This is a genomic window from Hydrogenophaga sp. (genome assembly GCF_041913525.1).
Lineage (GTDB): Bacteria > Pseudomonadota > Gammaproteobacteria > Burkholderiales > Burkholderiaceae_C > Hydrogenophaga.
Genome location: NZ_JAYSFD010000008.1, coordinates 94,247 through 120,358, shown reverse-complemented (window position 1 = coordinate 120,358; position 26,112 = coordinate 94,247). Strand labels below are relative to the sequence as shown.

Sequence of the window (26,112 nt, the reverse complement as noted above, 5' to 3'; positions counted from 1 at the left end):
GTTGAAACCTAACATCCGATACCGTCGTGACCGATTCGCAGCCTATATACATAGGGTTCAATGGGTATCGGTTGCCCGCCACCCATTGGCCGACCGCGAGCGCTTCATCCCTCCTGGCCATCCATGGCGCCAGGTCAGACCATCACCGACTTGACCCGCTCTTGGCGGCACTTCAGTCCCTGGGCACGGGCTGCCTGGCCGGCAGCCTGTCTGGCCACACCGTACGATCGCCACTGCCCCTCGACCAGACCTCCCTGGCCAGGAACCTGCACGAGGCGCTGCGGTTTGCCGACAGGCTGGGGCCTGACCTCAAGGCGGTGTTTGGCCACAGCCTGGGTGGCGCCCTGGCTATGAAAGTGGCCGAGCGGCATCAGTCGCGGGTGCGTACCCTCATTCTGAGCGGGCCGGCGCTCTACCCCGAGGCAGCGTTTGCCGTCGATGCCTATGGCCCTGCGTTCACCAACGCCATCTCCCACCCGTTTGGGTTTCTGGATTCGGCATCGCTGCGATTCCTGTCCCGATTTGATGGGCGCGTCGTCCTCGTGCGCGGCGAATACGACGGGCTCCCCGCGCACCAGCATGGCGGCATCGCGGGGCGTTCTGCGGGCCAGGTTCGGGTGAGCAGGCCCGATGGCATGGGACTAGATGTCTACAGCCCGATTCCCGCCGAGGTGTTCGACGCCATCGCCCAGGCAGCAGCAGGGCGCCTGAACGTCATCACGCTCGAGGAGTGTGACCACAAGTTGTTCGATCACCTGCGCCAGCACCCGGCAACGGCAGCGGCCCTGGCCGCTTGTCTGTGCGAGCAAATGCAGGCCACAACGGCGCCGCAACGCTGGCGCATCGCAACGGACGGGCAAGTCATCCCCGCGCCAGGCACGCCATGCCAGGCCGCAGTCGATTGAGCCATGCGCGGCGCACCTTGACCACCCAAGGGGGCAGGGCATTACCATGCGACCCCAATACACCCCCCAGGTTTGCCCCCCTTTTCGCAGGAGTTGCCCGATGAAAACGCCGCAAGACCTCGTCGCCGCCGCCAAGGCCCACGTTCAGGAAGTGCCGCTGGCCGAGGCCGAGGCGGCCATTCGCGAGGCGGACGCGCTGATCGACGTGCGCGAGGAAAGCGAGTTCGCCGCCGGCCACATTCCGGGCGCCATCCACGCCTCGCGCGGCATGCTGGAGTTCAAGCTGGCAGGCAACCCGGCGCTGCAGGCGCGCGACGTGAAGGTGGTGCTGTACTGCAAGACCAGTGGGCGCGCCGCGCTGGCCGCCGCCTCGATGCGCGAGATGGGCTACCTCAACGTGAAGTCCATCGCGGGCGGTTTTGACGCCTGGGTGGCCGCGGGCAAGCCGGTGGCCAAGCCGGAACTGCCCTCATTCGGCTGACACCGGGTCACTTGCCCCAGCACGAGCGGAGGCATACCCTGAGTGCCGCGCTGCCCCCCGCGGCAGCGAGTGGAGGCGCACATGATGTACGGATGGAACTGGGACCACTGGCCTGGCATGGGGCCGGGCTGGGGCGGTCTGGTGATGCTGCTGATCTGGCTGGCCGCCGTGGCCGGGGCGGTGGTGTTGGCGCGCTGGCTCTTGCGGCGCGACAGCGCCTCGCCCGACGACCGTGCGCTCGCGCTGCTCAACGAGCGCTACGCACGCGGCGAGATCGGGCGCGACGAGTACCTGCAAAAACGCCAGGACCTCGAGGCTTGAGGCCCTGGCGGCCGTTCATCAGAACGGGTAGTGGCGCGGGGTGGTCTGCAGCGTGATCCAGCGCAGCTCGGTGAACTCGGCCACGCCGGCCTTGCCACCGAAGCGGCCCAGGCCGCTGCCCTTCACGCCGCCAAAGGGCATCTGGGCCTCGTCGTGCACGGTGGGGCCGTTGACGTGACAGATGCCCGAGTCGATCTTGCGCGCCACGTTGAAGGCGCGCGCGATGTCGCCACCGAACACCGCGGCCGACAGGCCGTACTCGTTGTCGTTGGCACAGGCCACCGCCTCGTCCACGCCGCTGACGCGCACCACGCACTTCACCGGGCCGAAGGTTTCTTCGCTGTAGATGCGCATGGCCGGGGTCACGTGGTCAAGCACGGTGGCGGGCATCAGGGTGTTCTCGGCCTTGCCGCCACACACCAGCTTGGCGCCCTTGGCCAGCGCGTCGTCGATGAGCTCGTTGCAGTGGTGCACCGTGCCCATGCCGATGACCGAGCCCAGCACCACCGGGTCGGGCTTGCGCGGGTCGCCCAGGGGGAGCTGGCTGGCCTTGGCGGCGAAGCGCTTGACGAATTCGTCGGCCACCTTGCTGTCCACGATGAGGCGCTCGGTGCTCATGCAGATCTGGCCGCTGTTGGCGAAGCTGCCGAAGGCCGCGGCGTTCACCGCGTCGTCCAGGTTGGCGTCGTCCAGCACCACGAAAGGCGCCTTGCCGCCCAGCTCCAGCACCACCGGCTTGAGGTACTTGGCGCAGGTCTGCGCAATGATCTTGCCCACCTTGGTGGAGCCGGTGAAGTTCACGCGGCGCACGGCCGGGTGGGCCACCATGGCCTCCACCACGGCACCGGCGTCGGCGGGCGCGTTGGTCACGTAGTTCACCACCCCGGCGGGGAAGCCGGCCTCTTGCAGGGCCTCGATGATCAGGCCGTGGGTGCGCGGGCTGTTCTCGCTGCCCTTGAGGATGACGGTGTTGCCGCAGGCCAGCGGCGTGGCGATGGCGCGCACCGCCAAAATCACCGGCGCGTTCCAGGGCGCGATGCCCAGCACCACGCCCGCGGGCTGGCGCAGGCCCATGGCCAGCGAGCCGGGCACGTCGGACGGGATCACCTCGCCGCCCACCTGGGTGGTCAGCGCGGCGGCCTCGCGGAACATGCCGGCGGCCAGGTGCACGTTGAAGCCGGCCCACAGGCCGCTGGCGCCGGTCTCGGCGGCGATGGCCTGCACGAAGTCGCCCATCTTGGCCTCCAGCGCGTCGGCGGCCTTGAGCAACAGGTTGCGGCGCTCGGTGGGGCCGCTCTCGCCCCAGGTCTTGAAGGCCTCGGCGGCGGCCTCCACGGCCAGCACGGCATCGGCCGGCGAGGCGGCGGGCGCGCGCGTGGCCACGCTGCCGTCCAGGGGGTTGCGGCGCTCGAAGGTGGCGCCCTTCTCGGCGCTGACCTTCAGGCCGTTGATGAGCATGGACATATCGGACATGGCGATCTCCTTGAGGGTGGATGAGCCTTTCGGCAGGCTCCGAACAACAGACAGAAAAGGGACGTCGGGCGACTAGGGCTTGGGCGCTGCGGCGGGCTCGGCCTTGGCGCCGAGGTAGGCCTCACGGACGACGCTGGAGCGCGCCAGCAGCGCGGCCGCGCCGCTGGCCACCAGGGCGCCGCGCTCCAGCACGTAGCCGCGGTCGGCCACGGCCAGGGCCTTCTTCACGTTCTGCTCGACCATGAGCACGGTAGTGCCAGCATCGGCAATGCGCCGGGCGATGGCCAGCAGCTCGTCCACCATCTTGGGCGCCAGGCCCAGCGAGGGCTCGTCCAGCATGAGCAGGCGCGGCGCACTCATCATGGCGCGGGCCACGGCCACCATCTGTTGCTCGCCGCCGCTCATGGTGCCGGCCATCTGGTGGGCGCGCTCCTTGAGCTTGGGGAAGTCGTCAAAGGCCTGGGCCAGGCGCTGCGCGCGCTCGGCCTTGGGCACCAGCCAGCCGCCAAGCTCCAGGTTCTCGGCCACCGTCATCTGCGGGAAGAGCTGGCGGCCTTCGGCCACCAGGGCCACGCCACGCTTGACGATGTCGTCGGTGCGGGTGGGCAGGTCTTCGCCATTGAGGCGCACCACGCCACGGCGCGCGATCAGGCCCGACAGCGCCTTGAGCAAGGTGGTCTTGCCCGCGCCGTTGGGGCCCAGGATCACAGTGAGGCCGGGGCGCACCTCCAGCGACAGGTCGCGCAGCACGAGGAAGGGGCCATAGCCCGCGCTCAGGCCCTGCACCTGCAGGTGGGCGCGCGGCGAGCCGCCCAGGGTGAAGCCTTCGGGGTTGTAGAACATCATGCGCTGGTCTCCGCCATTTCATCGCCCAGGTAGGCCTCGATCACCTCGGCGTTGCGCACCACCTCGGCGGGCGTGCCGTCGGCGATCTTGCGGCCCTGGTGCAGCACGATCACGCGCTCCACGTGGCGCAGCAGCGTGGTCACGGCATGCTCGATCCACACCACCGTGAGGCCCAGCTCGTCGCGCAGGCGGCGAATGAGTCGGGCCATCGCCTCCACCTCCGATTCGGTCAGGCCCGCGGCCACCTCGTCCAGCAGCAGCAGGCGTGGGCGCGTGGCCAGGGCCATGCCGATTTCCAGCAGGCGTTGCTGCGAAGGCGTGATGGCCGCCGCCGGCAGGTGGCCCAGGTGGTCCAGCCCAATCAGCGCCAGGATGCTGGCCTCGTCGCGCAGCAGCCAGGGCGCCTCGCGCCGCCGACCGGCAAAGCTCAGGCCGAAGCCGATGTTGTCTTGCACGCTCATCTCGCCGAACACGCGCGGCGTCTGGAAGGTGCGCGCCACGCCGTGCGCGGCGAAGCGGTGCGGCCCCTGGCCGCTGAGGTCGCGGCCCTCGGCCACCAGCAGGCCCGAGGTGGGCGCCTGCACGCCCGAGATGGCGTTGAAGAAGGTGGTTTTGCCGGCGCCGTTGGGGCCGATGATGCCCACCAGCTCACCGGCGCGAAAGCTTGCGCTCACCGTGTCCACCGCCACCAGGCCGCCGAAGCGCACCGTGATGTCGCGAGCATCGAGCAGCAGTGCCTCAGCCATGGCGCTTCTCCCCGCCCAGGCCACGGGCCCAGGCCAGCAGCCCGTCGCGCCAGCCCACGAAGGTGGAGCCGCGCAACGAGGCCAGGCCACCCGGCAGGTACAGCACCGACAGGATGAGCAGCAGGCCCAGGGCCATCATGTAAATCTGCGGCACCTGCAGGCGCAGGGCCTCGGCCAGCACGCTGAAGACGATGGCCGCGATCAGCGGGCCCCACAGCGTGGCGGCGCCACCGATCAAGGCGATCAGCACCGTCTGGAAACCAATGAAGGGGTTGAACACGGTGTGCGGGTCGATGTAGGTCCAGCGCACGCTCATGGCCGCGCCCACCGCGCCGGCAAAGGCCGCGGTGATGGCGAAGCCCGCCAGCTTGACCAGCTTGGTGTTCACGCCCAGGGTCTGGGCGCGCTGCTCGTCGGCGCCAATGCCGCGCAGCGCCAGGCCAAAGCGGTGGCGGCGCACCGCGATGGACACCGCCACCGCCAGCACCGCCAGGCCCAGCACCGTGAGGTAGATGGTGTCGCGCTCGGGCACCACCATCAGCACGCGGCCCACGGTGCCGGTCACCTGCTTTTCGAAGTAGCTGATGGCGTGGCGAATCAGCTCGGTCATGCCGAAGGTGAGCACCGCAAAGTAGGTGCCGCGCAGGTGCAGCACCGCCGCGCCCATGAGCACCGCCACGGTGGCGGCGATGAGCGCGCCCAGCGCGATCACCGACCACCAGCCCAGCGGCTCAATGAAGAGCGCCGTGGTGTAAGCGCCGATGCCGAAGAAGGCCGAGGTGGCCAGCGACAGGTAGCGCGTGGTGCCGCAGAACAGGCTCCAGCTCGACGAGAGGGCCACGTACATCAGGCAGGTCAGGGCCATGGAGACCACGAACTCGCTGCCATAGGCCGGCAGCGCCAGCGCCCAGCCCGTGAAGGCCAGCAGCACCAGGCTGTCGCGGATGAGAAGTTGTCGGGAATCGCTCATGCTCAGGCTTTGCGGGTCTTGCGGGCGAACAGGCCCTCGGGGCGCAGCAGCAGCACCGCGATGAACACGGCGTAGGACAGCAGGGCCTTGAGGGAAGGGTTGGTGAAGTGCATGCCCACGGCCTCGATCACGCCCAGCAGCAGGCCACCGGCCAGGGCGCCGCCCATGCTGCCGAAGCCACCCAGGGTGATGACGATCAGGGCCGTGACGGTGTAGGGCTCGCCCATCGAGGGCGCGATGGTGTAGGCCATGGACAGCAGGCAACCCGCCACGCCCGAGAGGCCCAGGCCGATGCCGAACATCAGCGGGTGCAGGCGCCGGGTGTTGATGCCCACGAGCTGCGCGCCCACGGGCGACTGCATCAGCGCGCGCACGCCCTTGCCCAGCAAGGTGGTGCGCAGCAGCACGATGAGCGCGCCCGCGAACACCAGGGCCAGCGCGAACACCAGCAGCTTGTTGGCCGCGAACTGCGCGCCGCCCAGCTTCACCGGGTCGGTGAGGAAGTCATAGCCGCGCAGCTCGCCGCCCCACATCCACGAGGCAAAGTTCTGCACCAGGAACATCAGGCCAAAGGCCACCATCAGGCCGCGCGCCTCGAACACATCGAGGTTGGGCGAGGTCTCGGTGAGGCGGCGGAAACACAGGCGGTGCACCACCAGGCCCAGGGCCATGAGCATGGCAAACGACACCGGGATCATCAGCAGCGGGCTCAGGCCCAGCGAGGTCTGCGCCATCCAGGTGAGGTAAGCCCCCACCATCAGGAACTCGCCGTGCGCGATGTTCAGGATGCGCATCAGCCCGTACTGCAGGTTCAGCCCGAGCGCGACGAGCGCGTAGATGCCCCCGGTGATGAGACCGGAGGCGAGCAATTCAAGCCAGGCGGAAAAAGACATAGGAGTGAAGGGCTGTGGTCCAGAACGCCGCGGCACCGGCTCTGCCGGACCGCTGGCGTTGCCCCCTTGAGGGGGAGACGCGCCGCAGGCGCGGCGCGGGGGTGGGCTTTACTTCCAGGCGGGTTTCACCGGGTTGAGCTTGGCCGTGGCGATCTTCTGTGGCCACACCACCTCGAACTCACCGTTCTGCCATTGGCCCACCGAGCCGGGCGTGCCCACGTTCTCGCTGCCCTGGAACTTGATGTCGCCCAGGATGGTTTTGTGCGTGGTGTTGGCCACGTAGTCGCGAATGGCCTTGCGGTCCAGGCCATGGGTCTTCACCGCGTTGGTCAGGATCTCCAGCCCGGCCCAGCAGGCACCGCTGGCCCAGCGGTCGGGCTCTTTGCCGAACTTCTGGGTGTGCGCGTCGAAGTAGGCCTTGGCGCCCGGGCTGGTCTTGCTGTTCCACGAGCCCATGCCCAGCACACCCTCGGCACCAGCGGGCGTCATCACGTTCTTGTAAAGCTGGAAGGCGGTGCCCACCGAGGCGTAGAAGAACTTGGGGTTGAAGCCGATTTCCTTGGCCTGGCGGCTGGCCAGGATGGTGTCGGGCGGGTAAGTGAAGCCGATGAAGGCGTCGGGGTTCTTGTCCTTGATGGAGCGCAGCACCGGCGAGAGGTCTTTCACGCCACCGGGGTAGCTCTTGTCCTCAACCAACTGAATGCCCGTGCCCTGCAGCGCCACTTTGAGCGCGGCGTAGTTCTCCAGGCCGAAGAGGTCGTCCACGTAGATGCAGGCCACGGTCTTGGCGCCGTTGGCCTTGAGCATCTCCACCACCGCATTGGTCATGGGCGCGGGCTGCTGCAGCAGCGAGAAGAAGTAGGGCAGCTTCATCTCGATCAGGCGGCGCGACAGCGCGGTGGGCGCCAGGAAGGGGTACTGGAAGCGGTTGGCCAGCGGGGCGACGGCGAAGTTGGCGTTGCTGCCCCAGGGCGGCAGCACCAGGTCCACCTTGTCGCTGCCCATGAGCTTTTCGTAGGTGCGCACCACGGTCTCGGTGTCGCTGCGGTCGTCGCTGCTGATCAGTTCGATGCGGCGCTTGGCGCCCTTCACGTCCAGACCGCCCGCGGCGTTCTGCTGCTCGGCCCACAGCAGGTAGTTGGGCTCCTGGCTCACCTGCGCACCACCGGTCCAGGGACCGGTGCGGGAAATGGCATAGCCGATGCGCACCGGGGCCGACTGGGCCATGAGCTGGGGCGCCACCGACAGGGCGCCAATGGTGGCGGCGGTCTTCTGAATGGCCACGCGGCGGTTGACGTTCACCATGGTTTGTCTCCTTCTGGGTGGAAAAATCTAGCCATCTCATGCTAGGGCGCATGGGCCGTTCGTGCTTGACTGAATGCGCACGATTCGATTGCACAAACGCGCATCGGGCACAGGGTTTTCCCGGGGCTATCGGGGCAATAGGCCGGGCGGCGGGCCAACGGGGCTGCGGCTTGGCGGCTGGCGGCCCATAATCGTCCGCCATGTCCAGCCCCACCGAAATGAGCACCGACGTCGTGTCGCCGCGCGAGCGCGCGGCGATCTGGCGCGACTGGATCTGGACCCACTTCGGCGGCCTCGAATCCGACCTCTACGGCGACACCGACTTCGACGGCCACATGGCCGCCTCGCGCGCGGGCGACGTGGTGCTGACCAAGCTTGAGGCCAACCGCCACCGCGTCATCAAAAGCCCGCGCATGGCGCAGGCCGCCGAGCGGCCCTACCTGAAGGTGGTGGCGCCCTGGCGCGGCAGCGCGGGCGTGCAACAGCTCGGCCGCCAGGCCTGGGTGCGCCCGGGCGGCTGGGCCATTTACGACACCACCAGCGACTACGAAGTGGCCAACCCCGAGCGGGTGGAGCACCTGATCGTGATGCTGCCCAAAGACGCCCTCACCGAGCGCGGCTTGCGGCTGGAGCCGCTGATGGCCCGGCACGTGGGCGGCGTGAGCGGCATCGCCCGCGTGGCGCTGGAGACCATGCGCACCACCTACCAGGAACTGCCCGGCATGAGCGAAGCCGCCGCACGCGGCGCGGGCGAACTCATCCTGGAACTCGTGCGGCTGTCGCTGCAGGAACTCTCGGGCCGCGAAAACGGCGCCACGCAACTCGAGGCCTTTCGCGACCGCATCCGCCTGCACATCGGCCAGCACCTGCGCGACCCGGGCCTGAGCCTGGACCAGATCGCCAGCGCCCTGAACTGCAGCAAGCGCCACCTGCACAACGCCTTCCAGGCCGAGGAAGACACGCCCGCGCAGTACATCCAGCGCCAGCGCATCCAGGCCTGCATGCGCGAGCTGGCCGACCCGCTGCGCGCGCAGCGCACCATCACCGAGATTGCGCTGTCATGGGGCTTCAACAACGCGGCGCACTTCAGCCGCGTGTTCCGCGAGCACACCGGCCGCTCGCCCAGCGACTACCGCGAGGCCGCGCTGCGGCACGGGCCGCAGGGCTGAGGGAACGCGAGGGAATCAGCGCGCCGCGCAGCCCTGCGCCACGCGCATGGCGAATTGCTGCAGCGCCTGCCACGGGTCGGTGGGCCAGCCCTCGGCCTTCAGGCCCTTGACGATGCCGTCCACCGTGTGGGCGTCTTGCAGCCAGCGCGACAAGGTGCCCGCGCCCAGGTTGGGCAGCACGCGCTCCATGAGCTTTTCTTTCGCGCCCCACACGCGGCTTTCGCGCAGCGCCACCGGCAAGGGCTTGCCCGTGTCGAGCGCGGCGCGCACGCGGTAGAGCGTGCGCACGTCATCGGCCAAGGCCCAGTGCACCAGCACCGGCGCTTCGCCCTCGGCCTGCAGGCCATCGAGCATGCGCTGCACGCGCGGCAATTGCCCGCCCAGCACCGCCTCGGCCAGCTTGAAGGCGTCGTAGCGCGCCACGTTGAGCACCGCCGCCTCCACCTGCTCGAACGACAACTCGCCCGGTGGGTGCAGCAGCGCGAGCTTCTGAATTTCCTGGTGCGCCGCCAGCAGGTTGCCTTCCACGCGGTCGGCGAAGAACTGCAGCGTGCGCTGGCCTTCGTCGCCCGCGGCCACGCGCTGGCCTTGCAACTGCAAGCGCTGCGCGATCCAGTTGGGCAGGGCCTTGCGGTCCACCGGCTCCACGCGCACGGTCACGCCGTGGGCGTCCAGCGCGGCGAACCAGGCGCTCTTCTGCGTGGCCATGTCCAGGCGCGGCAGCACCACCAGGGTGAGCGCGGCGTCGTTGCCGGCCGCGCCCTCGGCCAGTTGCTGCAGGGCCTGCGAGCCGTCCTTGCCGGGCTTGCCCGAGGGAATGCGCACCTCGATGAGCTGCTTGTCGGCAAACAGGCTCATCTCGGCGCCACTGGCCAGCACCGCGCTCCAGTCAAAGTGCGCGCCGGCCACGGTGTGCACCGTGCGCTCGGTGAAGCCTTGCGCGCGCGCGGCGGCCCGGATGGCGTCGCCCGCCTCCTGCACCAGCAGCGGGTCGTCGCCGTGCACGGTGTAGAGGCTGCGAAGGCCGCGCTGCAACTGCGCGGCGAGTTGGGGGGCCGCCACCTGCATGCTCAGATGGCCGGGAGGGCCGCCAGGCGGCGCAGCACCTGGTCGGCGATGTCGGAAATCATGTCGCGGTACAGGCGCTCTTCTTCGGCCGCCTTGGACAGCACGATGGTTTCGTTGAAGCTCAGGTCGCGCTCCAGCAGCAGCTCGGTGTCGCCAATGAGGTCGCGTCCCGAGGCGCTGCGCAGGCGAAAGGCGAAGCGGGTGCGCAACTGCAGTTCGCGCACCTGCCCGGCCGCCGTCTGGCCCACGGCCACGCGCTCGCGCTGGTCGGTGAGCACGGTGAGCACCACCTGCGGCGCGAGATCGCCCTCGGCGTTGGTGGGCGTGGCGGGGGTGAACACCTTGAGGCCGTTGATGGCCAGCAGGCGGCGCAGCTCGCTGGTCACCGGCGTGCCGTTGCCGCCGTCGACGCGAATGGCTTCAAAGGCGAAGCGCGGCGCCTGGCGAAGCTGAAAGCCGCAACCGGCCAGCAACGCGCCAGCCCCCAGGGTGAGCAGCCAGTGGCGGCGAGCGGCGCTGGCCATGTCAGACCACCACGTTGACGAGGCGGCCCGGCACCACGATCACCTTCTTGGGCGCGGCGCCGTTGGCGATTTTCTGGAAGTCCTCGCTGGCCAGGGCGGCGGCCTCGATGGCGGCCTTGTCGGCGCTGGCCGGCACGGTCACGCTGCCGCGCAGCTTGCCGTTGACCTGCAGCACGAGTTCGATCTCGTCGCGCTGCAGTGCCGACTCATCGGGCCGGGGCCAGGGCGCGTCCAGCAGCTCACCGAACTGGGCGGCGTAGCCCAGCTCGCGCCACAGCGCGTGGGCGATGTGCGGCGTGGCCGGGTACAGCGAGCGCAGCAGGATGCCGAAGCCCTCGGCCGCGGCGGCCTGGTCGCCCGCATCGGCGGGCTTGAAGTCTTCCAGGGCGTTGAGCATCTTCATCGCGCCCGACACCACCGTGTTGTATTGCATGCGCTGGTAGTCGTAGTCCACCTGCTTGAGCACGGTGTGGATCTCCAGGCGCAGGGCCTTGGCTTCTTTGCCAAATTTCACATCATTAATGGCCGTAGCGCCCACCACACTTGCGTCAGCAGCTATCTTATCGATAGCAGACAGTTTAACGCCGAAGTTCCACACACGGCGCAGGAAGCGGTAGCTGCCCTCCACCGCCGCGTCGTTCCACTCCAGCGTGGCCTCGGGCGGCGCGGTGAACATGGTGTACAGGCGCGCGGTGTCGGCACCGTACTTCTCGATCAGGTCTTGCGGGTCCACGCCGTTGTTCTTCGACTTGGACATGGTGCCCACGCCCTCGTAGTCGATGGGCGTGCCCACGGGCAAATCGCCCACGGCGTTCTTGAGCTTGGCGCCCACGATCTTGCCGCCTTCATCGAGCACGTGCTCCACGTCGTGCGGCCAGAAATACTCCTTGCCGCCCTTCTCGGTGCGGCGCGAGTAGATGTGGTTGAGCACCATGCCCTGCGTGAGCAGCTTGGTGAAGGGCTCATCGACCTTGACCAGCCCCAGGTCGCGCATGACCTTGGTCCAGAAGCGCGCGTACAGCAGGTGCAGGATGGCGTGCTCGATGCCACCGATGTACTGGTCCATGCCGCTACCGCCGGTAGCGGCATTCTGGTCTCTCATCCAGTAGTCCGTGCCGCCGGCCACCATCTGTTCGGCGTTGGTGGGGTCGCAGTAGCGCATGAAGTACCACGACGAGTCCACGAAGGTGTCCATGGTGTCGGTCTCGCGCCGCGCGGGCTTGCCGCAGCAGGGGCAGTCCACCTTCAGGAACGCCTCGCACTTGTTCAGCGGGTTGCCGCTGCCGTCCGGCACCAGGTCTTCCGGCAGGCGCACCGGCAGGTCTTTCTCGGGCACGGGCACCGGGCCGCAGCTTTCGCAGTGGATGATGGGGATCGGCGTGCCCCAGTAGCGCTGGCGGCTGATGCCCCAGTCGCGCAGGCGGAAGGTGGTCTTCTTCTCGCCCAGGCCTTTGTCGGCCAGCAGCGAGGCCACCTTGTCCACGGCCGCCTTGTGGCCCAGACCGTCGAGCGCGCCCGAGTTCACGCACACGCCCTTTTGCTTGTCGCCGTACCACTCGGCCCAGGCGTCGGTGCTGAAGGTCTCGCCCTCCACCGCCACCACTTGCTGGATGGCAATGCCATATTTCTTGGCGAAGGCGAAGTCGCGCTCGTCGTGGGCTGGCACGCCCATCACGGCACCGTCGCCGTAGCTCATGAGCACGTAGTTGCCCACCCACACCTGCACCTGCGCGCCAGTGAGGGGGTGCGTGACGAACAGGCCGGTGGGCTTGCCCAGCTTCTCTTGCGTGGCCAGTTCGGCTTCGGTGGTGCCACCCTTCTTGCACTCGTCAATGAAGGCCGCCAGGTCGGCGTTGCCGGCAGCGGCGTGTTGGGCCAGCGGGTGCTCGGGCGCCACGGCGCAGAAGGTCACGCCCATGATGGTGTCGGCGCGCGTGGTGAACACGTAGAGCTTGCCCTCGCCGATCAGCGCGCCATCGGCGCCTTTGATGTCGTGCGGGAAGGCGAAGCGCACGCCCTCGCTCTTGCCGATCCAGTTCTCCTGCATCAGCCGTACCTTGTCGGGCCAGCCGTTGAGGGTGGCCTTCTCGTTGCCGATCTGCACGTGGTTGAGCAACTCGTCGGCGTAGGCGGTGATGTTCAGGTAATAGCCCGGGATCTCGCGCTTTTCCACCAGCGCGCCGGTGCGCCAGCCGCGCCCGTCGATCACCTGCTCGTTGGCCAGCACGGTCTGGTCCACCGGGTCCCAGTTGACGACCTGGGTCTTGCGGTAGGCGATGCCCTTCTCCAGCATCTTCAGGAACAGCCACTGGTTCCACTTGTAGTACTCGGGCGAGCAGGTGGCGACCTCACGGCTCCAGTCGATGGCCAGGCCCATGGCCTGCATCTGCTGCTTCATGTAGGCGATGTTGTCGTAGGTCCACTTCGCCGGCGGCACCTTGTTCTTCAGCGCCGCGTTCTCCGCTGGCAGGCCAAAAGCGTCCCAGCCCATGGGCATCAACACGTTGTAGCCGTTCATGCGCAGGTAGCGCGTGAGCATGTCGTTGATGGTGTAGTTGCGCACGTGCCCCATGTGCAGCTTGCCGCTGGGGTAGGGCAGCATCGAGCAGGCATAGAACTTCTTCTTGCTCGCGTCTTCGGTCACGCGGTAGGCGTCGGTGGCGACCCAGTGGGCGTGGGCGGCGCGTTCGACTTCTTGGTGGGCGTATTTGTCTTGCATGAAGCGAAGCCGGGCAGGCCGGCGGTTGGGGGCGCAAAAAGGAGCGCGCGGCGCGCGCGCAAAGCAACCGGGGATTTTAGGCCGCGCCCGCGCCTCAGCGCGCGGCGGCCGGCTGGGCCACGAAACCCATGCGCGACAGGCCCGCGGCCTGAGCCCAGCCAATGAACTCGGCCACCTGCCCGTAAGGCACACGGCTGTCGGCACGCAACTGAACCTCGGTGTCGGGGCGCTGGCGCCCGGTCTCGGCCAGGTGCTCGCGCAAGGCGTCGACGCTCACCGGCCGATCGTCCAGAAACCACTGCCCCTGGGCGTCGATGGCCACGGCCAGCGCGGCAGCAGCCGGGGCCTCGGCCCTGGGCGTCTGAGCGCGCGGCAAATCCAGCGCCAGGCGCCCGGCCATGATGGGTGCGGCCACGATGAAGATCACCAGCAACACCAGCATCACGTCCACCAGCGGCGTGACGTTGATCTCGCTCATGGGCGCGTCGCCCTGGCGGCGCTCCAGCCTGCCGAAACTCATGCCCCCACGCTCCACCGCTGGCGCGGGTCGCTGCCCCCCAAGGGGGCGGATTCGCCTTGGGGCGGCCCGGCGGCGAATCGGCCGTTCATGCCCCCACGCTCCACCGCTGGCTCGCCAGCAACTCACGCAGGTCGCGCGCAAAACCTTCCAGATCGGCCTCCAGCGTGGCGATCCAGCGGCCCATCACGTTGTAGGCCAGCACGGCGGGTATTGCCACCGCCAGGCCAGCGGCGGTCATGGCCAGGGCCTCGCCCACGGGGCCGGCCACCTGCTCGATGCGAAAACCCTCGTCCATGCCGATGGCGGTGAGCGCGTGGTACACGCCCCAGACCGTGCCCAGCAGGCCCACGAAGGGCGCCGTGGCGCCCACGGTGGCCAGCAGCACCTGGCCGTATTGCAGGCGCGCCAGCACAGCGTGCAGGGCGTCGCGCAGCACCCGGGTGAGTTGTTGCGCTCGGTCACCGGCCACGGCCAGGGTGTGGGCGGGCGCATCGTCCAGCGCGCGGGCGGCCAGCAGCAGGGGCAAGGCCACGCGAGTGGCGTCAAAGCCTTCCAGGCGGCGCTGGGCGTCGTCCAGGTCAGCGGCTTGCCAGAAAGCGGCCACCGCCTGGGGCAGGCCGCGGCGCACGCGGCGCAACCACCACACCTTCCAGAGAATCACCACCCAGCTCGCCACCGACATGGCCAGCAGCAGGCCGGCCACGCCCCGCCCCAGGGTATCGGCCTGTGCGAGCGCCTGCCACATGGGGTGGAGACCCGGTGCTCAGCGCAGGCCGAGCACGTCAAACATGTCGTACAGGCCGCTGGTCTTGCCGGCCAGGAAGCGCACCGCGCGCAGGCTGCCTTGGGCGTAGGTGGCGCGGCTGCTCGACTTGTGGGTGATCTCGATGCGCTCGCCGGTGCCGGCGAACAGCACGGTGTGGTCGCCCACGATGTCGCCGCCACGGATGGTGGCAAAACCGATGGTGGACGGGTCGCGCTCGCCCGTGACGCCTTCGCGGGCGTACACCGCGCAGTCCTTGAGGTCACGGCCCAGGGCGTCGGCGATCACCTCGCCCATCTTGAGCGCGGTGCCGCTGGGCGCGTCCACCTTGTGGCGGTGGTGCGCCTCGATGATCTCGATGTCATAGCCGGTGGACAGCGCCTTGGCCGCCATCTCCAGCAGCTTGAGCGTGACGTTCACGCCCACGCTCATGTTGGGCGCCATCACGATGGCGATGCGCTTGGCCGCCTCGGCAATCTCGGCCTTCTGCGCCTCGGTGAAACCGGTGGTGCCGATCACCACGTTCACGCCGTGCTTCACGCACTCTTGCAGGTGGGCCAGCGTGCCCTCGGGGCGGGTGAAGTCGATCAGGAACTGGCTGCCAGCCAGGCCAGTGGCCAGGTCGGCCGTGATGGCGACCCCGGTGGGCTGGCCCGACGAGGCGCCAGCGTCCTGGCCGATGGCGGGGCTGGCCGCGATGTCCAGCGCGCCCGACAGCACGCAGTCGCCGCTGTGGCGCACGGCATCGACCAGCATCTGCCCCATGCGGCCACTCGCGCCGGCCACACACACGCGGAACATCGGGTTGCTCATCGAGAAGACTCCAAGGGCGGGAACTGGGTGGTGGCGGGGGCAGACGGCGGCGTGGGCAGCGGCGCGGCCGGTTTGTTGCGGGCCTCGAAGGCCTTGAGCTGCTCTTCGGTGGCCTGCAGGGGTGGTACCTCGGCGAAGCGACGCTTCACGTCCAGCGACGCCACGAACTCGTTTTCGCTGGGCAGCTCGTCGGCTTCAAAGCGCTCCATCACGTCGCCCTTGAAAAACACCGCCACGCGGCGCTGCTGCGGCTCTTGGCCCTGGCGACGGAAGGTGAACACGTAGTCCCAGCGGTCGGCGTGAAACACGCTGGTGAGCAAGGGTGAGCCCAGCACGTTACGCACCTGGTCGCGTGCCATGCCCGGCTTGAGGGCCTGCACCTGCTCGCGGGTGACCACGTTGCCCTGAACGATGTCAACTTTGTAGGGTGTGACCAGACTGGTCACCGACGGCATGCGCTGGCTGAGGCCGGAACAGGCGCTCAGCAGCGCACCGACACCAAGAACAAGGGCCAGACGGCCAAGCGCCCGAAGGCGAAGAGGGGGGTGAAACATGAATCAAGCCCGCAGAAAGCACCGCCGCATCCACCCGCACGGCGCAGGGGCACAGGGCGCGATGGCCAACGCCAGCGGCATGCTGGCGATATCATCCGGCCATTGTAGCCCCGGGGGTCATGCTGACTGGCCCGGACGCCCACACCCCGAGAGCGCACGCCATGACCAATATCGAAGAACTCAAGAGCACGGGCCTGAAGGCCACGCTGCCGCGCCTGAAGATTCTCGAGGTGTTCCAGAACGCGCGCCAGCGGCACATGACGGCCGAAGACGTGTTCCGCGTGCTGCTGAACGACCGCTCCGACATCGGCCTGGCCACGGTCTACCGCGTGCTCACGCAGTTCGAGCAGGCCGGCCTGCTCACCCGCAGCAATTTCGAGTCGGGCAAGGCGGTGTACGAACTCAACGAAGGCCAGCACCACGACCACCTGGTGTGCCTGGACTGCGGCCGGGTCGAGGAATTCTTTGACCCCGAGATCGAAAAGCGGCAGCAGATGGTGGCCCAGGCGCGCGGCTTCGCACTGCAGGAGCACGCCCTCTCGCTCTACGCCAACTGCACCAAGACCGACTGCCCGCACAAGGCCGCGCAAACGGGGCGCTAAGCCCGATATCGCAGCGGGTCAGTCGCCGCTGCCCATGGCCGCGCGGTGGCGCGCCACGAATTCCTGGTAGGTGTCAATGCCGCGCAGCTGCAAGATGGTGTTGCGCACCGCCGCCTCCACCAGCACGGCGATGTTGCGACCGGCCACCACCTGAATCACGGCCTTGCGCACCGGTACACCCAGCACGTCCTGGTAGAGCGGCTCGTAAGGCATGCGCTCGTAGTCGCGCTCCATGGTTTCGCGGCGCACCAGGTGCACGATCAGTTGCAGGCGCATCTTGCGGCGCACGGCCGTCTCGCCAAAGATGGCCTTGATGTCCAGCAGGCCGATGCCGCGCACCTCCAGCAGGTTTTGCAGCAACTCGGGGCAGCGGCCTTCGATGCTGGTCTGGTTGATGCGGTACAGGTCAACCGCATCGTCCGCCACCAGGCCGTGGCCGCGCGAGATCAGCTCCAGCCCCAGCTCGCTTTTGCCCAGACCGGATTCGCCGGTGATCATGACCCCCATGCCCAGGATGTCCATGAACACGCCGTGCATGGTGGAGCGGTCGGCGAAGTGGCGCGACAAATACGCGCGCAGCACGTCGATGACGAAAGCCGCCGACTCGTGGGTGGCGAACATCGGAATCTGCGCCCGCTCGCACATCGCCAGCAGATCGTCGGGCACCGGCTGGTCATCGGCCACCACCAGCACTGGCGGCTCCAGCGTCAGGATGCGGGCCACCCGGCGACGGTTGTCCTCCACGCTAGGGCTGGTGAGGTACGCCACCTCGCGCTCGCCGATCACCTGCAGGCGATAGGGGTGGATGTAGTTCAGGTAACCCACCAGGTCGGCGCCTGAGCGGGCGGCGCGCACCGCCACCTCGTCAAATCGCCGCTCGGAGGCGCCCAGCCCGGCCACCCATTGCCATTTCAGAGAGTTGCGATGGTCCTCAAACAGGACGTCGGCACTGACAACGGTTGGCTTCATGGGCTTGCGCGAATCGGGTTGACGGCAGCCAAGGGGACGAACTCCCCCTCAGCCTCAGCGCCCCGGCGCACCGGGGGCGCAGGAGGGGAATCAGGCCGCCGCGTGGGCGGATTGCCAGGCCGAGATGAGGCCGTGCAGGGTGGTGGCCGAATCGGCGTTTTTCATCTGCTCGCGCAGGGCGCTGTCGCTGAGCAACTCGGCGATCTCGGAGAGGATCTCCAAGTGCCGCTGCGTGGCGATCTCGGGAACCAGCAGAAAGATCATGAGGCGCACCGGCTGCTCATCGGGGGCATCGAACCCGATCGGATTGGCCAGTTGCAGCACCGCGGCCAGGGGCTGCTTCAGGCCCTTGATGCGGCCGTGCGGAATGGCCACGCCGTGGCCCAGGCCGGTAGAGCCCAGTCGCTCGCGGGTGAACAGACTGTCGGTGATGAGGGAGCGGTTCAGGGTGTTCTGGCTCTCGAACAGCAAACCCGCTTCTTCGAATGCACGCTTTTTGCTGGTGGCGTCAACGCCAACCAGCACGTGCGTCAGGGGCAAGATGGCAGAAAGTCGGTTCATGGGGGCCCTTTCGGACCGCAAATTATGCCCACTTACCCCTTGCTGACTAGTCCAGCGAGTCAAAAAAGGGCCCCTGCGGTTGGGCGAACATGCTGCATTGCAACAAACTCACGAACAGGTTCTGGGGCAGCGACATCAGAACGAGAACCCACGCCTTACAAACGCATTCCCCTACCTTCAGGTGGGAAATTGGGCGCACTCCACGGTTGACCTCAGTCGCGCGGGCAAAAAAAAGCCGACCATGAGGTCGGCTTGGCGACGGCCAGGCTGCCAAGGCAGCCCCGGCGCGCGGCTCACATCAGCCGCTTGGCGGAATCGTGGTGATGGTCTTGCGTCCGATCCTTGTGGCGCAAGACCTGACGGTCGAGCTTGTCGGCCAGTTCGTCAACGGCGGCATACAAGTCAGCGTGGGAGCTTTCGGCGAACAAATCGCGCCCTTTGACGTGGATGTTGCACTCGGCGCGCTGACGCTGGTCTTTCTCCTTGAGGTTGTCCACGGTGAGCAGCACCTTGATATCGACCACTTGGTCGAAGTGCCGGGAAATTCGCCCAAGCTTGCTGGTGACGTAGTCGTGAAGGGCAGGCGTGACCTCGAGGTGATGGCCGCTGATCGTCAAATTCATGGAAGAGCCTCCTGTTCTCGCTCGGGTTGACACAGATTACCGCCTTGAGGGCGGCAACCAAGGGAATGCCTTGAGACCCACTATGCCGGTGATTCCAGGCTTGTGCAAGCCGGCCAGGGCAACAAGGCGTGACTTCTTGAGCTGGCGCAAGGCAAAAACTTTTGTATGAAAAGAAACTTATTTGGTATCCATGAAAGAATTGAAAAAAATTCAAAAACACAAAAAAATTATGTCGCGTGCTTTCTAAAGCATTCGACAGCACAAGATGCACACAGGGGGTTGACTGGCTCATCCAGCCGTCGGACACGACAGCGGCTGCGGAGATTGACATGGACGTCCAACCCCACATCGCACATGAGAAGGATTTGCTGACGCACCAGCTGGAAATCCTGGCGCATAACATGGTGGGCGTCACACTGGGCAGCCTGTTGCTGGCGTCAGGATCTGCCATCATGTTGGTGTTGTCGGGCATGCCGATTCAGCGCATCCTGGGGTGGCTGCTGGTCAGCAGCGCGTATCAGATGATCAGGCTGGGGGCTTTCTATCGGTTCAAGCACGTCGCCATCACGCCTGCCAACGCCAAGCGCTGGGCGTTCGGGGCCACCACCGCCTCGGGGCTGGCCGGGCTGTCCTGGGGTGCATTGGGCGTGCTGTTCTTTGACGCCGACAATCCATTGACGTTGGCCATTCTGGCCATTGTGCTCAGCGCCATGATGGCCAGCGCCACCAATTCAGTGGGCGCCTACTGGCCCGCACACTTGGCCTTTTCGCTGCCTTGCAGCCTGCCATTCACCATGCAGTGCCTGCTCGCGCCAACACTGACCATCCAGGTTCTTGGTGGCCTGAGTCTGCTGTATTTCGGGTTCACGACCAGTTACGCCAGGGGCATCGCGCGTTCGATCCGCGAATCGCTGTTGCTTCGCTATGAAAACGCCGCACTGGTGGAAAGCCTGCAGAGGGCCAAGGAATTGGCCGAGGCTGCCAATCAGGCCAAAACACGCTTTCTGGCAGCCGCCAGTCACGACCTTCGTCAACCGATACATGCCATGAACTTGTCTTTGCCGGTTCTGCGCAAGTTGGATCTTGGCTCGCCACACGCACCAAGAGCAATTCAGGAAGTGACCGGACGTATGCAGGTCGCGCTGGACACCATGGGCAAGCTGCTGCACTCGCTGCTTGACGTGTCGCGATTGGAAGCAGGGTATCTCGTGCCGCAACTGCAGCCCTGCTCGGTAAGTTCGGTCATGAATACGGTTGTCGATCAGGTGCGCGCCCAGGCAGAGGCGAAAGGGATAGACATCCGTGTGGCAGACCAAGGCGAATGGGTCTTGTGCGATGAGGTCATGTTGCACAGCATGGTGTCCAACCTGGTGCACAACGCGGTCCGCTACACCGATCAAGGTGGGGTGCTCGTTGGCACGCGCCGAAGGGGTGATCGGATAGCGATCGAGGTATGGGATACCGGCCGCGGCATTCCCGCCGAAGAACTGCCCAGACTCTGCGAGGAATTCTTCCAGGCGAGCAATGCCTATCTGGAACGCAGCCCTACCCGCGGCTTCGGCCTCGGGCTGGCCATTGTTAGGCGCATGGCTGCCCTCACCGGCGGTGAACTCACAATTCGCTCGCGGCTGGGGCGCGGTTCACGTTTCTCGATTGCCTTGCCAGCACGTGCCCCCGTCTGCGCACGACCAACGATGATCAACGGCGACGCAACACGATCGCGTTCGCGCACGCTGCTGGTCGTTGACAACGACGTGCACATCCTGGGGGCAATGCGGGAGCTGATGACCAGATGGGGGCATCGCGTACTGGTAGCGCGCAACATGGAAGAGGCACGGAAGCAGGCCTCGGATCACGCCGCACAGATCGATATGGCGCTAATCGATTTCCACCTGAACGACCAGACCACGGGCCTGGAGGCCGCGCTGATCATGCGCGAACTGATCCGGCAAGACCTACCTCTGGTCGTGATGATGGGGGATACACCAGGCGACGTCACCCAAAAGGCGCAACAAGCTGGCATTTGTGTGTTCCACAAGCCCGTCAGCCCTACCGCGCTGGAGGGCATTATCGAGGCAGCCGGAAAGCCCTTGATGCCATGTCGCTAGACACGTTGATCTCTCACAACACCTTGGCCCCCACTCTCCCTAGCGGACCGGGCGATGCATGCGCCCTCGTGCTCATGGGGGGCGGAGCGCGAACGGCTTATCAAGCCGGCGTGCTCATGGCCATTGGAACGATGTTGAGTCGTCAATCGACGGCTGCAGTATTCCCATTCCGATGGCTGTTCGGCACATCAGCGGGCGCGCTGAACGCTGCCTTTCTGGCCGCGCGAGCGGATCAGGGCGCCGACGCACTGGGCAGCGTCTCAAGCTTCTGGCGCACATTACGCTCGCATCAGGTGTACCGGCTTGAAGCGCCCGGCTGGGTACGCGCCAACAGGCTGGTGGCGGGCTTTGTGCTGGCTCGGCAAGTGCGACGCCACCGAGCCTTGCTTGACTCGCTTCCCCTGGTGGACACCTTGCACCGAGCGATCGACCTGCGCCGCCTCGAGGCCATATTGGAGCACGGCCATGTGCAGGCCCTAGGGGTGACAGCCTCGAGCTACAGCACGGGTGAGCATTGGACGTTTTGTCAAGTCAGCCCCTCACATCAAGGGCATCCCTGGCACCGACCGGGCCGGCGCGCCGATTTCCAACCCGTCACCATCGAGCACCTGATGGCCTCGGCCGCCATTCCCTTTCTGTTCCCCGCCGTGCCCCTGTGGGTGGACGGCCACCGCGAGCACTTTGGCGATGGCTCCATGCGCCAACTCTCGCCCCTGTCACCCGCCATCCATTTCGGTGCGCGGCGCATCCTGGTGATTGGTGTGGGGCAACCGCAGCGCTCAGGCCTGGGGGTGCGAGCCGGCGGCGAGCCCACGGCCGGCACCATTGCCGGCCACGCCATGGCCAGTGTGTTCCACGACACCCTGCAAGCCGACGTGGAGCAGACCACCCGCGTCAGCGAGACCCTGGCGAAATTGCCTCCCGACTTGGCCGCGGCCCTGCCGTACCGACCGGTGCGGGTGATGGCCATCCAGCCCAGTCAGTCGCTGGACGAGCTGGCGCAAAAGCACATCAACGAACTGCCGGCCGCCACCCGCAACACCTTGGTGGGGCTGGGCGCGCTGGACACCGAGCGCGGCGCGGCCGGCAGCGCGGCCGCCCTGGCCAGCTACCTGCTGTTCGAACCGGGCTTCGTGCAGGCGCTGATCACCCTGGGCGAACACGACGCCTGGCGGCGGCGCGACGAATTGCAGGCCTTTTTCGCTTCAACGGCGGCCGAACAGGCCAGCCCCCGGTGACATAATCGCGCCGTCATCCCCCTGGAGAATCTGCATGGAAAGCACGCCCCCCAGTTGCGTGCTTTCAGTCGCTCCCGCGTCCGTCTGAGCGCCGCCACCGCGGCCGTTGGATCAGGCGGCCGGCCGGCTGAAAGCGCCGCCCTCCCCGCCGCCCCCCTCAGACCGAATTTCCCCGCCGGGAGCACCGCATGCTCAACGTATTCACCCTGGCCAACGGCCGCCTGTTCCAGGAAGAAATCGAGTCGCTCGAAGAGCTGGCCCGATTCAAGCCCATCTGGGTTGACCTCGAGAACCCCACCCCCGAAGAACGCCGCTGGGTCAAGCAGCATTTCGGCCTGTCCATCCCCGAAGACGCAATGGACGAGGACATCGAGGAATCGGCCCGTTTCTTCGAAGAAGACAACGGTGAGCTGCACGTTCGCAGCGACTTCTTGATCGACGACGACGAGAACCCGCGCGCGGTTCGCGTGGCCTTCATCCTGAACGAGCACAACGACGAACTGCGCAGCCGCGGCGTGCTGTTCTCCATCCACGACGAGGACGTGCCCGTCTTTCGCTTGCTGCGCATGCGCGCGCGCCGCATGCCCGGCCTGATCGACAACGCCAAAGACGTGCTGCTGATGCTCTTCGACGCCGACGCGGAGTACTGCGCCGACACGCTGGAAGACATTTACGACGACCTCGAAAAAGTGAGCCGCCAGGTGCTGGCCGGTGACGTGACGGACAACAAAGCCGGCGAGGTGCTGGCCGCCATTGCCCGCCACGAGGACATGAGCGGGCGCATCCGCCGCAACGTGATGGACACCCGCCGCGCGGTGAGCTTCATGATGCGCAGTCGCCTGCTGAGCGCCGAGCAGTTTGAAGACGCCCGCCAGATTCTTCGCGACCTGGACTCGCTCGACGGCCACACCGCCTTCCTGTTCGACAAGATCAACTTCTTGATGGACGCCACGGTGGGTTTCATCAACATCAACCAGAACAAGATCATCAAGATCTTCTCGGTGGCCAGCGTCGCGCTGCTGCCCCCTACGCTGATCGCCAGCCTGTACGGCATGAACTTCCAGTACATGCCCGAGCTGAGCCAGAAATGGGGCTACCCCTACGCGCTGGGGCTGATGGTGCTGTCGGCCCTGGTGCCGATGCTGTACTTCCGCAAGCGCGGCTGGTTGAAGTAGGACCACCCCCGTCGCCCGCTCACTGCGTGTAGCGGGCTCCGCCCCTCAAGGGGCAACGCGAGCGGCCTGGCAGAGCCAGTTCCGCCGCGTTCTCGATCAGACACTTCGCGCCGACCACGTGATGGACAGGCGCCGAATCACCCACGCGCTCACCGGCTGAACAGCGACTCCACGATGGCGCCGCTGTAGCGGCTGGCGACTTCGCGCAGGAATTTCGGGAAGTCGACGTGCGCGGCGTCGTCGGCGCGGTCGGAGATGGTGCGCACCACGGCCAGGGGCACGCCGAAGTCGTGGCAGACCTGGGCGAAGGCGGCGCCTTCCATTTCCACCGCCAAGGCGTCGGGCAGGGCGGCCTGCAGGGCCTGGCTCTCGGTGGTGGTGGCGACGAAGCGGTCGCCGCTGACCAGCAGGCCCTGGTGCACGCGCGGGCCGTGCAGGCCGAAGGTGTGCACGGTGCTCGCGGTCAGCGTGCTGGGCAGGTAGGTCAGGGTGTGATGACAGGCCGCCAGCAGGCGGTCGGTCAGGGCCGCATCGGCGTCGAATCGCGAGCGGCCATAGCCTGGCACCTCGTGGCGCGGGAACAGTGGCGAGGCGTCCATGTCGTGCTGCAGGAAAGACCGGGCCACCACCACATCGCCCACCCGCACGCCCTCACCCAGACCACCGGCCACGCCGGTGAAGACGATGCCGCCCACGCCAAAGCGCTCGATGAGCAAGGTGGCCGTGGTGGCCGCCGCCACCTTGCCAATGCCGCTGAGCACCGCCACCACCGCCTGCCCGTGCAAGTGCCCCACCCAGAACTCACGCCCGCCCACGGTCTGCTTGTGCTCGTCGGGCATCAGCTCAAGAACAGAAGCCAGCTCATCGTGCAGAGCGGCCACGAGGGCGATGGGGGCGGTGTCTTTCATGCCCGCATTGGACCAGAAGCAGGGCGAGGCGCTGGAGCGCGTGCCCCATTCCAGAACGCTGTGGAACCGGCTCTGCCGGGCCACTCGCGTTGCACCCGGGGGGGTTACTTGCTATCCCGCAGTTCGCGCCGCAGGATCTTGCCCACCGGGGTCTTGGGCAGGTCGGTGCGGAACTCAACCACCTTGGGTTGCTTGTAACCGGTGAGGTTGGCGCGGCAGTGGGCGCGCACTTGCTCTTCGGTGAGCGCCGGGTCTTTCTTGACGATGACCAGCTTGATGGCCTCACCGGCCTTCTCGTCGGGAATGCCCACCACGGCGCACTCCAGCACGCCGGGCAACTGGGCCACCACGTCTTCCACCTCGTTGGGGTACACGTTGAAGCCCGCGCACAGGATCATGTCCTTCTTGCGGTCCACGATCTTGAAGTAACCGCGCTCGTCCATGATGCCCACGTCACCGGTCTTGAAGAATCCGTCGGCGGTCATGACCTTGGCGGTCTCGTCGGGGCGCTGCCAATAGCCCGCCATCACTTGCGGGCCACGGATGGCGATCTCGCCGGGCTGGCCCACGGGCACCTCGTTGCCGTCGTCGTCCACGCACTTCATCGAGGTGCTGGGCAGCGGCACACCGATGGTGCCGGTGAAGGCGGTGCTGGTGGTGGGGTTGCAACTGGCCGAGGGGCTGGTCTCGCTCAGGCCGTAGCCTTCGCAGATGGGGCAGCCGGTCTTCTCCAGCCACTGCCGGGCGGTGGCGCTTTGCACGGCCATGCCGCCCCCCACCGACACCTTGAGGTGGCTCCAGTCCACCGTGGCGAAATCGGGGTGGTTCACCAGGCCATTGAACAAGGTGTTCACGGCCGGGAAGCTGTGGAAGCGGTGCTTGCTCAGCTCTTTCAGCACGGCGGGCAGGTCGCGTGGGTTGGGAATGAGGATGGTTTTGCCGCCCACGCGCAGCGACAACATCATGTTCACCGTGAAGGCGAAGATGTGGTATAGCGGCAGCGCGCACACGCTGGTGGACTGCTCGCCCTCGGGCACCTTCTTCATGACCGGGTCGTTCCAGGCCTCGGACTGCAGCACGTTGGCAATGATGTTGCGGTGCAGCAGCACCGCGCCCTTGCTCACGCCCGTGGTGCCGCCGGTGTACTGCAACACGGCCATGTCGTCGGGCCCGATCTCGGGCTGACGCAAGGTGGCGCGTGCGCCGCGGGCCAGGGCGTCGTTGAAGCGCACGGCGCCAGGCAAGTCAAATGGCGGCACCATCTTCTTGACGTTGCGCACCACGTAGTTCACCAGCGCGCCCTTGGCCCAGCCCAGCAGGTCACCCATGGCGGTGAGCACCACGTGCTTCACCGGCGTGTGGCCGATGCACTGCTGCAGCGTGGCGGCAAAGTTCTCAATGATGACGATGGCCTTGGCCCCCGAGTCCTTGAGCTGGTGCTCCAGCTCGCGCGGCGTGTACAGCGGGTTCACGTTCACCACCACCAGGCCCGCGCGCAGGATGGCCGCCACCACGATGGGGTATTGCGGGGTGTTGGGCATCATCACCGCCACCCGGTCGCCCTTGGCCAGGCCCAGGCTTTGCAGGTAGGCGGCGAAGGTCTTGGACAGGGCATCGGTCTGGCCGAAGCTGATCTCTTTGCCCATGAAGCTGTAGGCGGGGCGGTCCGCGTAGCGGCCGAAGGCCTCTTCCATGAGGTGCACGAGCGAGCGGTACTGGCCGGGGTCAATGTCGGTCGGCACCCCGGGCGGATAGGCAGACAACCAGGGGCGGGCAGACGAGGGAGAAGACATGCAGGGCTCCGAAACGGTCAATGGCTTCCATTGTCCCGACGGGTGCGGCCTTTGGGCCTCGTGTT

At 67.0% G+C, this 26,112-nt stretch carries 26 protein-coding genes; 8 read left to right on the top strand and 18 right to left on the bottom strand.

What is annotated here, in order from left to right:
- Positions 1-26: 26 nt before the first annotated feature.
- The 3 genes from ACE3RQ_RS11775 (at position 27) to ACE3RQ_RS11765 (ending at position 1,707) form a co-directional block, all read left to right on the top strand.
- The gene (locus ACE3RQ_RS11775) at positions 27-905 is read left to right on the top strand and encodes an alpha/beta hydrolase (protein WP_374522193.1); all 879 of its coding nucleotides are present in this window, start codon (positions 27-29) and stop codon (positions 903-905) included.
- A gap of 100 nt (positions 906-1,005) precedes the next feature.
- The gene (locus ACE3RQ_RS11770) at positions 1,006-1,386 is read left to right on the top strand and encodes a rhodanese-like domain-containing protein (RefSeq protein WP_374522192.1); all 381 of its coding nucleotides are present in this window, start codon (positions 1,006-1,008) and stop codon (positions 1,384-1,386) included.
- 81 nt (positions 1,387-1,467) lie between these two features.
- Positions 1,468-1,707, top strand: a complete 240-nt coding sequence (locus ACE3RQ_RS11765; protein ID WP_374522191.1) for an SHOCT domain-containing protein — start codon at positions 1,468-1,470, stop codon at positions 1,705-1,707.
- Positions 1,708-1,725: 18 nt separating this feature from the next.
- Here ACE3RQ_RS11765 and ACE3RQ_RS11760 read toward each other — a convergent pair whose 3' ends face one another.
- The 6 genes from ACE3RQ_RS11760 to ACE3RQ_RS11735 all read right to left on the bottom strand — a co-directional run bounded on the left by ACE3RQ_RS11760 (position 1,726) and on the right by ACE3RQ_RS11735 (position 7,940).
- Entirely contained in the window at positions 1,726-3,180 is a 1,455-nt protein-coding gene (locus ACE3RQ_RS11760) for an aldehyde dehydrogenase (RefSeq protein ID WP_374522190.1), read from the bottom strand.
- Positions 3,181-3,252: 72 nt separating this feature from the next.
- Positions 3,253-4,026, bottom strand: a complete 774-nt coding sequence (locus ACE3RQ_RS11755; RefSeq protein ID WP_374522189.1) for an ABC transporter ATP-binding protein — start codon at positions 4,024-4,026, stop codon at positions 3,253-3,255.
- The gene (locus ACE3RQ_RS11750) at positions 4,023-4,772 is read right to left on the bottom strand and encodes an ABC transporter ATP-binding protein (RefSeq protein WP_374522188.1); all 750 of its coding nucleotides are present in this window, start codon (positions 4,770-4,772) and stop codon (positions 4,023-4,025) included. The genes ACE3RQ_RS11755 and ACE3RQ_RS11750 overlap by 4 nt, the downstream gene beginning before the upstream one ends.
- The gene (locus ACE3RQ_RS11745; protein ID WP_374522186.1) at positions 4,765-5,742 is read right to left on the bottom strand and encodes a branched-chain amino acid ABC transporter permease; all 978 of its coding nucleotides are present in this window, start codon (positions 5,740-5,742) and stop codon (positions 4,765-4,767) included. Before ACE3RQ_RS11745 ends, ACE3RQ_RS11750 begins: the two co-directional genes overlap by 8 nt.
- 2 nt (positions 5,743-5,744) lie before the next feature.
- Positions 5,745-6,635 (bottom strand): branched-chain amino acid ABC transporter permease, encoded by an 891-nt coding sequence (locus ACE3RQ_RS11740; RefSeq protein ID WP_374522185.1) that lies wholly within the window; start codon positions 6,633-6,635, stop codon positions 5,745-5,747.
- 108 nt (positions 6,636-6,743) lie between these two features.
- Positions 6,744-7,940 (bottom strand): amino acid ABC transporter substrate-binding protein, encoded by a 1,197-nt coding sequence (locus ACE3RQ_RS11735; RefSeq protein WP_374522184.1) that lies wholly within the window; start codon positions 7,938-7,940, stop codon positions 6,744-6,746.
- Positions 7,941-8,140: 200 nt separating this feature from the next.
- Between ACE3RQ_RS11735 and ACE3RQ_RS11730 the strand changes: the two genes are divergently transcribed.
- A complete protein-coding gene (locus ACE3RQ_RS11730; protein ID WP_374522183.1) occupies positions 8,141-9,109 on the top strand; it encodes a helix-turn-helix domain-containing protein in 969 nt (322 codons plus the stop codon).
- A 15-nt stretch (positions 9,110-9,124) separates the two neighbouring features.
- Here ACE3RQ_RS11730 and holA read toward each other — a convergent pair whose 3' ends face one another.
- The 7 genes from holA to ACE3RQ_RS11695 form a co-directional block, all read right to left on the bottom strand.
- Positions 9,125-10,177, bottom strand: a complete 1,053-nt coding sequence (gene holA / locus ACE3RQ_RS11725) for a DNA polymerase III subunit delta (protein WP_374522182.1) — start codon at positions 10,175-10,177, stop codon at positions 9,125-9,127.
- A 2-nt stretch (positions 10,178-10,179) separates the two neighbouring features.
- On the bottom strand, positions 10,180-10,701 hold the full coding sequence (gene lptE, locus ACE3RQ_RS11720; protein ID WP_374522181.1) for an LPS assembly lipoprotein LptE: 522 nt from the start codon (positions 10,699-10,701) through the stop codon (positions 10,180-10,182).
- A 1-nt stretch (position 10,702) separates the two neighbouring features.
- Positions 10,703-13,420 carry a leucine--tRNA ligase gene (gene leuS, locus ACE3RQ_RS11715; protein WP_374522180.1) on the bottom strand — a complete coding sequence of 906 codons (2,718 nt, stop codon included), beginning with the start codon at positions 13,418-13,420 and terminating at the stop codon, positions 10,703-10,705.
- Positions 13,421-13,514: 94 nt separating this feature from the next.
- On the bottom strand, positions 13,515-13,940 hold the full coding sequence (locus ACE3RQ_RS11710; protein WP_374522179.1) for an ExbD/TolR family protein: 426 nt from the start codon (positions 13,938-13,940) through the stop codon (positions 13,515-13,517).
- An 85-nt stretch (positions 13,941-14,025) separates the two neighbouring features.
- The gene (locus ACE3RQ_RS11705; protein WP_374522177.1) at positions 14,026-14,685 is read right to left on the bottom strand and encodes a MotA/TolQ/ExbB proton channel family protein; all 660 of its coding nucleotides are present in this window, start codon (positions 14,683-14,685) and stop codon (positions 14,026-14,028) included.
- An 18-nt stretch (positions 14,686-14,703) separates the two neighbouring features.
- A complete protein-coding gene (gene dapB / locus ACE3RQ_RS11700) occupies positions 14,704-15,516 on the bottom strand; it encodes a 4-hydroxy-tetrahydrodipicolinate reductase (protein WP_374522176.1) in 813 nt (270 codons plus the stop codon).
- A complete protein-coding gene (locus ACE3RQ_RS11695) occupies positions 15,513-15,971 on the bottom strand; it encodes an outer membrane protein assembly factor BamE (RefSeq protein ID WP_374522175.1) in 459 nt (152 codons plus the stop codon). The genes dapB and ACE3RQ_RS11695 overlap by 4 nt, the downstream gene beginning before the upstream one ends.
- A gap of 260 nt (positions 15,972-16,231) precedes the next feature.
- Here ACE3RQ_RS11695 and fur point away from each other — a divergent pair, with 260 nt between their 5' ends.
- A complete protein-coding gene (gene fur, locus ACE3RQ_RS11690) occupies positions 16,232-16,672 on the top strand; it encodes a ferric iron uptake transcriptional regulator (protein ID WP_374522174.1) in 441 nt (146 codons plus the stop codon).
- Positions 16,673-16,690: 18 nt separating this feature from the next.
- On the opposite strand, the gene hprK is transcribed toward fur, so the two are convergent.
- From hprK to hpf, 3 genes are all read right to left on the bottom strand, one after another.
- Entirely contained in the window at positions 16,691-17,641 is a 951-nt protein-coding gene (gene hprK / locus ACE3RQ_RS11685; protein WP_374522173.1) for an HPr(Ser) kinase/phosphatase, read from the bottom strand.
- A 90-nt stretch (positions 17,642-17,731) separates the two neighbouring features.
- Complete coding sequence (locus ACE3RQ_RS11680) at positions 17,732-18,202, bottom strand: PTS sugar transporter subunit IIA (RefSeq protein WP_374522172.1); 471 nt, start codon at positions 18,200-18,202, stop codon at positions 17,732-17,734.
- Between the two features lie 293 nt (positions 18,203-18,495).
- The gene (gene hpf / locus ACE3RQ_RS11675) at positions 18,496-18,825 is read right to left on the bottom strand and encodes a ribosome hibernation-promoting factor, HPF/YfiA family (RefSeq protein WP_374522171.1); all 330 of its coding nucleotides are present in this window, start codon (positions 18,823-18,825) and stop codon (positions 18,496-18,498) included.
- Between the two features lie 329 nt (positions 18,826-19,154).
- On the opposite strand from hpf, the gene ACE3RQ_RS11670 reads away from it, so the two are divergent.
- The 3 genes from ACE3RQ_RS11670 to corA all read left to right on the top strand — a co-directional run bounded on the left by ACE3RQ_RS11670 (position 19,155) and on the right by corA (position 23,346).
- Complete coding sequence (locus ACE3RQ_RS11670; protein WP_374522170.1) at positions 19,155-20,933, top strand: ATP-binding protein; 1,779 nt, start codon at positions 19,155-19,157, stop codon at positions 20,931-20,933.
- Complete coding sequence (locus ACE3RQ_RS11665; RefSeq protein ID WP_374522169.1) at positions 20,924-22,171, top strand: patatin-like phospholipase family protein; 1,248 nt, start codon at positions 20,924-20,926, stop codon at positions 22,169-22,171. The genes ACE3RQ_RS11670 and ACE3RQ_RS11665 overlap by 10 nt, the downstream gene beginning before the upstream one ends.
- Positions 22,172-22,359: 188 nt before the next feature.
- A complete protein-coding gene (gene corA, locus ACE3RQ_RS11660) occupies positions 22,360-23,346 on the top strand; it encodes a magnesium/cobalt transporter CorA (protein ID WP_374522168.1) in 987 nt (328 codons plus the stop codon).
- 149 nt (positions 23,347-23,495) lie between these two features.
- Here the strand turns inward: corA and ACE3RQ_RS11655 are convergent, their stop codons facing one another.
- Together ACE3RQ_RS11655 and ACE3RQ_RS11650 are read right to left on the bottom strand one after the other, a co-directional pair.
- Positions 23,496-24,254 (bottom strand): 5'-methylthioadenosine/adenosylhomocysteine nucleosidase, encoded by a 759-nt coding sequence (locus tag ACE3RQ_RS11655; protein WP_374522167.1) that lies wholly within the window; start codon positions 24,252-24,254, stop codon positions 23,496-23,498.
- Positions 24,255-24,358: 104 nt separating this feature from the next.
- Positions 24,359-26,047: a long-chain-fatty-acid--CoA ligase gene (locus tag ACE3RQ_RS11650; RefSeq protein WP_374522166.1), complete on the bottom strand. Its 1,689-nt coding sequence runs from the start codon at positions 26,045-26,047 to the stop codon at positions 24,359-24,361.
- Positions 26,048-26,112: the final 65 nt, after the last annotated feature.

Bases quoted from the DNA above. Each gene is read 5' to 3' on its own strand.
- ACE3RQ_RS11770 (WP_374522192.1), top strand. From the start codon at position 1,006: ATGAAAACGCCGCAAGACCTCGTCGCCGCCGCCAAGGCCCACGTTCAG.
- ACE3RQ_RS11765 (WP_374522191.1), top strand. From the start codon at position 1,468: ATGATGTACGGATGGAACTGGGACCACTGGCCTGGCATGGGGCCGGGC.
- ACE3RQ_RS11760 (WP_374522190.1), bottom strand. From the start codon at position 3,180: ATGTCCGATATGTCCATGCTCATCAACGGCCTGAAGGTCAGCGCCGAG.
- ACE3RQ_RS11755 (WP_374522189.1), bottom strand. From the start codon at position 4,026: ATGATGTTCTACAACCCCGAAGGCTTCACCCTGGGCGGCTCGCCGCGC.
- ACE3RQ_RS11750 (WP_374522188.1), bottom strand. From the start codon at position 4,772: ATGGCTGAGGCACTGCTGCTCGATGCTCGCGACATCACGGTGCGCTTC.
- ACE3RQ_RS11745 (WP_374522186.1), bottom strand. From the start codon at position 5,742: ATGAGCGATTCCCGACAACTTCTCATCCGCGACAGCCTGGTGCTGCTG.
- ACE3RQ_RS11740 (WP_374522185.1), bottom strand. From the start codon at position 6,635: ATGTCTTTTTCCGCCTGGCTTGAATTGCTCGCCTCCGGTCTCATCACC.
- ACE3RQ_RS11735 (WP_374522184.1), bottom strand. From the start codon at position 7,940: ATGGTGAACGTCAACCGCCGCGTGGCCATTCAGAAGACCGCCGCCACC.
- ACE3RQ_RS11730 (WP_374522183.1), top strand. From the start codon at position 8,141: ATGTCCAGCCCCACCGAAATGAGCACCGACGTCGTGTCGCCGCGCGAG.
- holA (WP_374522182.1), bottom strand. From the start codon at position 10,177: ATGCAGGTGGCGGCCCCCCAACTCGCCGCGCAGTTGCAGCGCGGCCTT.
- lptE (WP_374522181.1), bottom strand. From the start codon at position 10,701: ATGGCCAGCGCCGCTCGCCGCCACTGGCTGCTCACCCTGGGGGCTGGC.
- leuS (WP_374522180.1), bottom strand. From the start codon at position 13,420: ATGCAAGACAAATACGCCCACCAAGAAGTCGAACGCGCCGCCCACGCC.
- ACE3RQ_RS11710 (WP_374522179.1), bottom strand. From the start codon at position 13,940: ATGAGTTTCGGCAGGCTGGAGCGCCGCCAGGGCGACGCGCCCATGAGC.
- ACE3RQ_RS11705 (WP_374522177.1), bottom strand. From the start codon at position 14,685: ATGTGGCAGGCGCTCGCACAGGCCGATACCCTGGGGCGGGGCGTGGCC.
- dapB (WP_374522176.1), bottom strand. From the start codon at position 15,516: ATGAGCAACCCGATGTTCCGCGTGTGTGTGGCCGGCGCGAGTGGCCGC.
- ACE3RQ_RS11695 (WP_374522175.1), bottom strand. From the start codon at position 15,971: ATGCCGTCGGTGACCAGTCTGGTCACACCCTACAAAGTTGACATCGTT.
- fur (WP_374522174.1), top strand. From the start codon at position 16,232: ATGACCAATATCGAAGAACTCAAGAGCACGGGCCTGAAGGCCACGCTG.
- hprK (WP_374522173.1), bottom strand. From the start codon at position 17,641: ATGAAGCCAACCGTTGTCAGTGCCGACGTCCTGTTTGAGGACCATCGC.
- ACE3RQ_RS11680 (WP_374522172.1), bottom strand. From the start codon at position 18,202: ATGAACCGACTTTCTGCCATCTTGCCCCTGACGCACGTGCTGGTTGGC.
- hpf (WP_374522171.1), bottom strand. From the start codon at position 18,825: ATGAATTTGACGATCAGCGGCCATCACCTCGAGGTCACGCCTGCCCTT.
- ACE3RQ_RS11670 (WP_374522170.1), top strand. From the start codon at position 19,155: ATGGACGTCCAACCCCACATCGCACATGAGAAGGATTTGCTGACGCAC.
- ACE3RQ_RS11665 (WP_374522169.1), top strand. From the start codon at position 20,924: ATGTCGCTAGACACGTTGATCTCTCACAACACCTTGGCCCCCACTCTC.
- corA (WP_374522168.1), top strand. From the start codon at position 22,360: ATGCTCAACGTATTCACCCTGGCCAACGGCCGCCTGTTCCAGGAAGAA.
- ACE3RQ_RS11655 (WP_374522167.1), bottom strand. From the start codon at position 24,254: ATGAAAGACACCGCCCCCATCGCCCTCGTGGCCGCTCTGCACGATGAG.
- ACE3RQ_RS11650 (WP_374522166.1), bottom strand. From the start codon at position 26,047: ATGTCTTCTCCCTCGTCTGCCCGCCCCTGGTTGTCTGCCTATCCGCCC.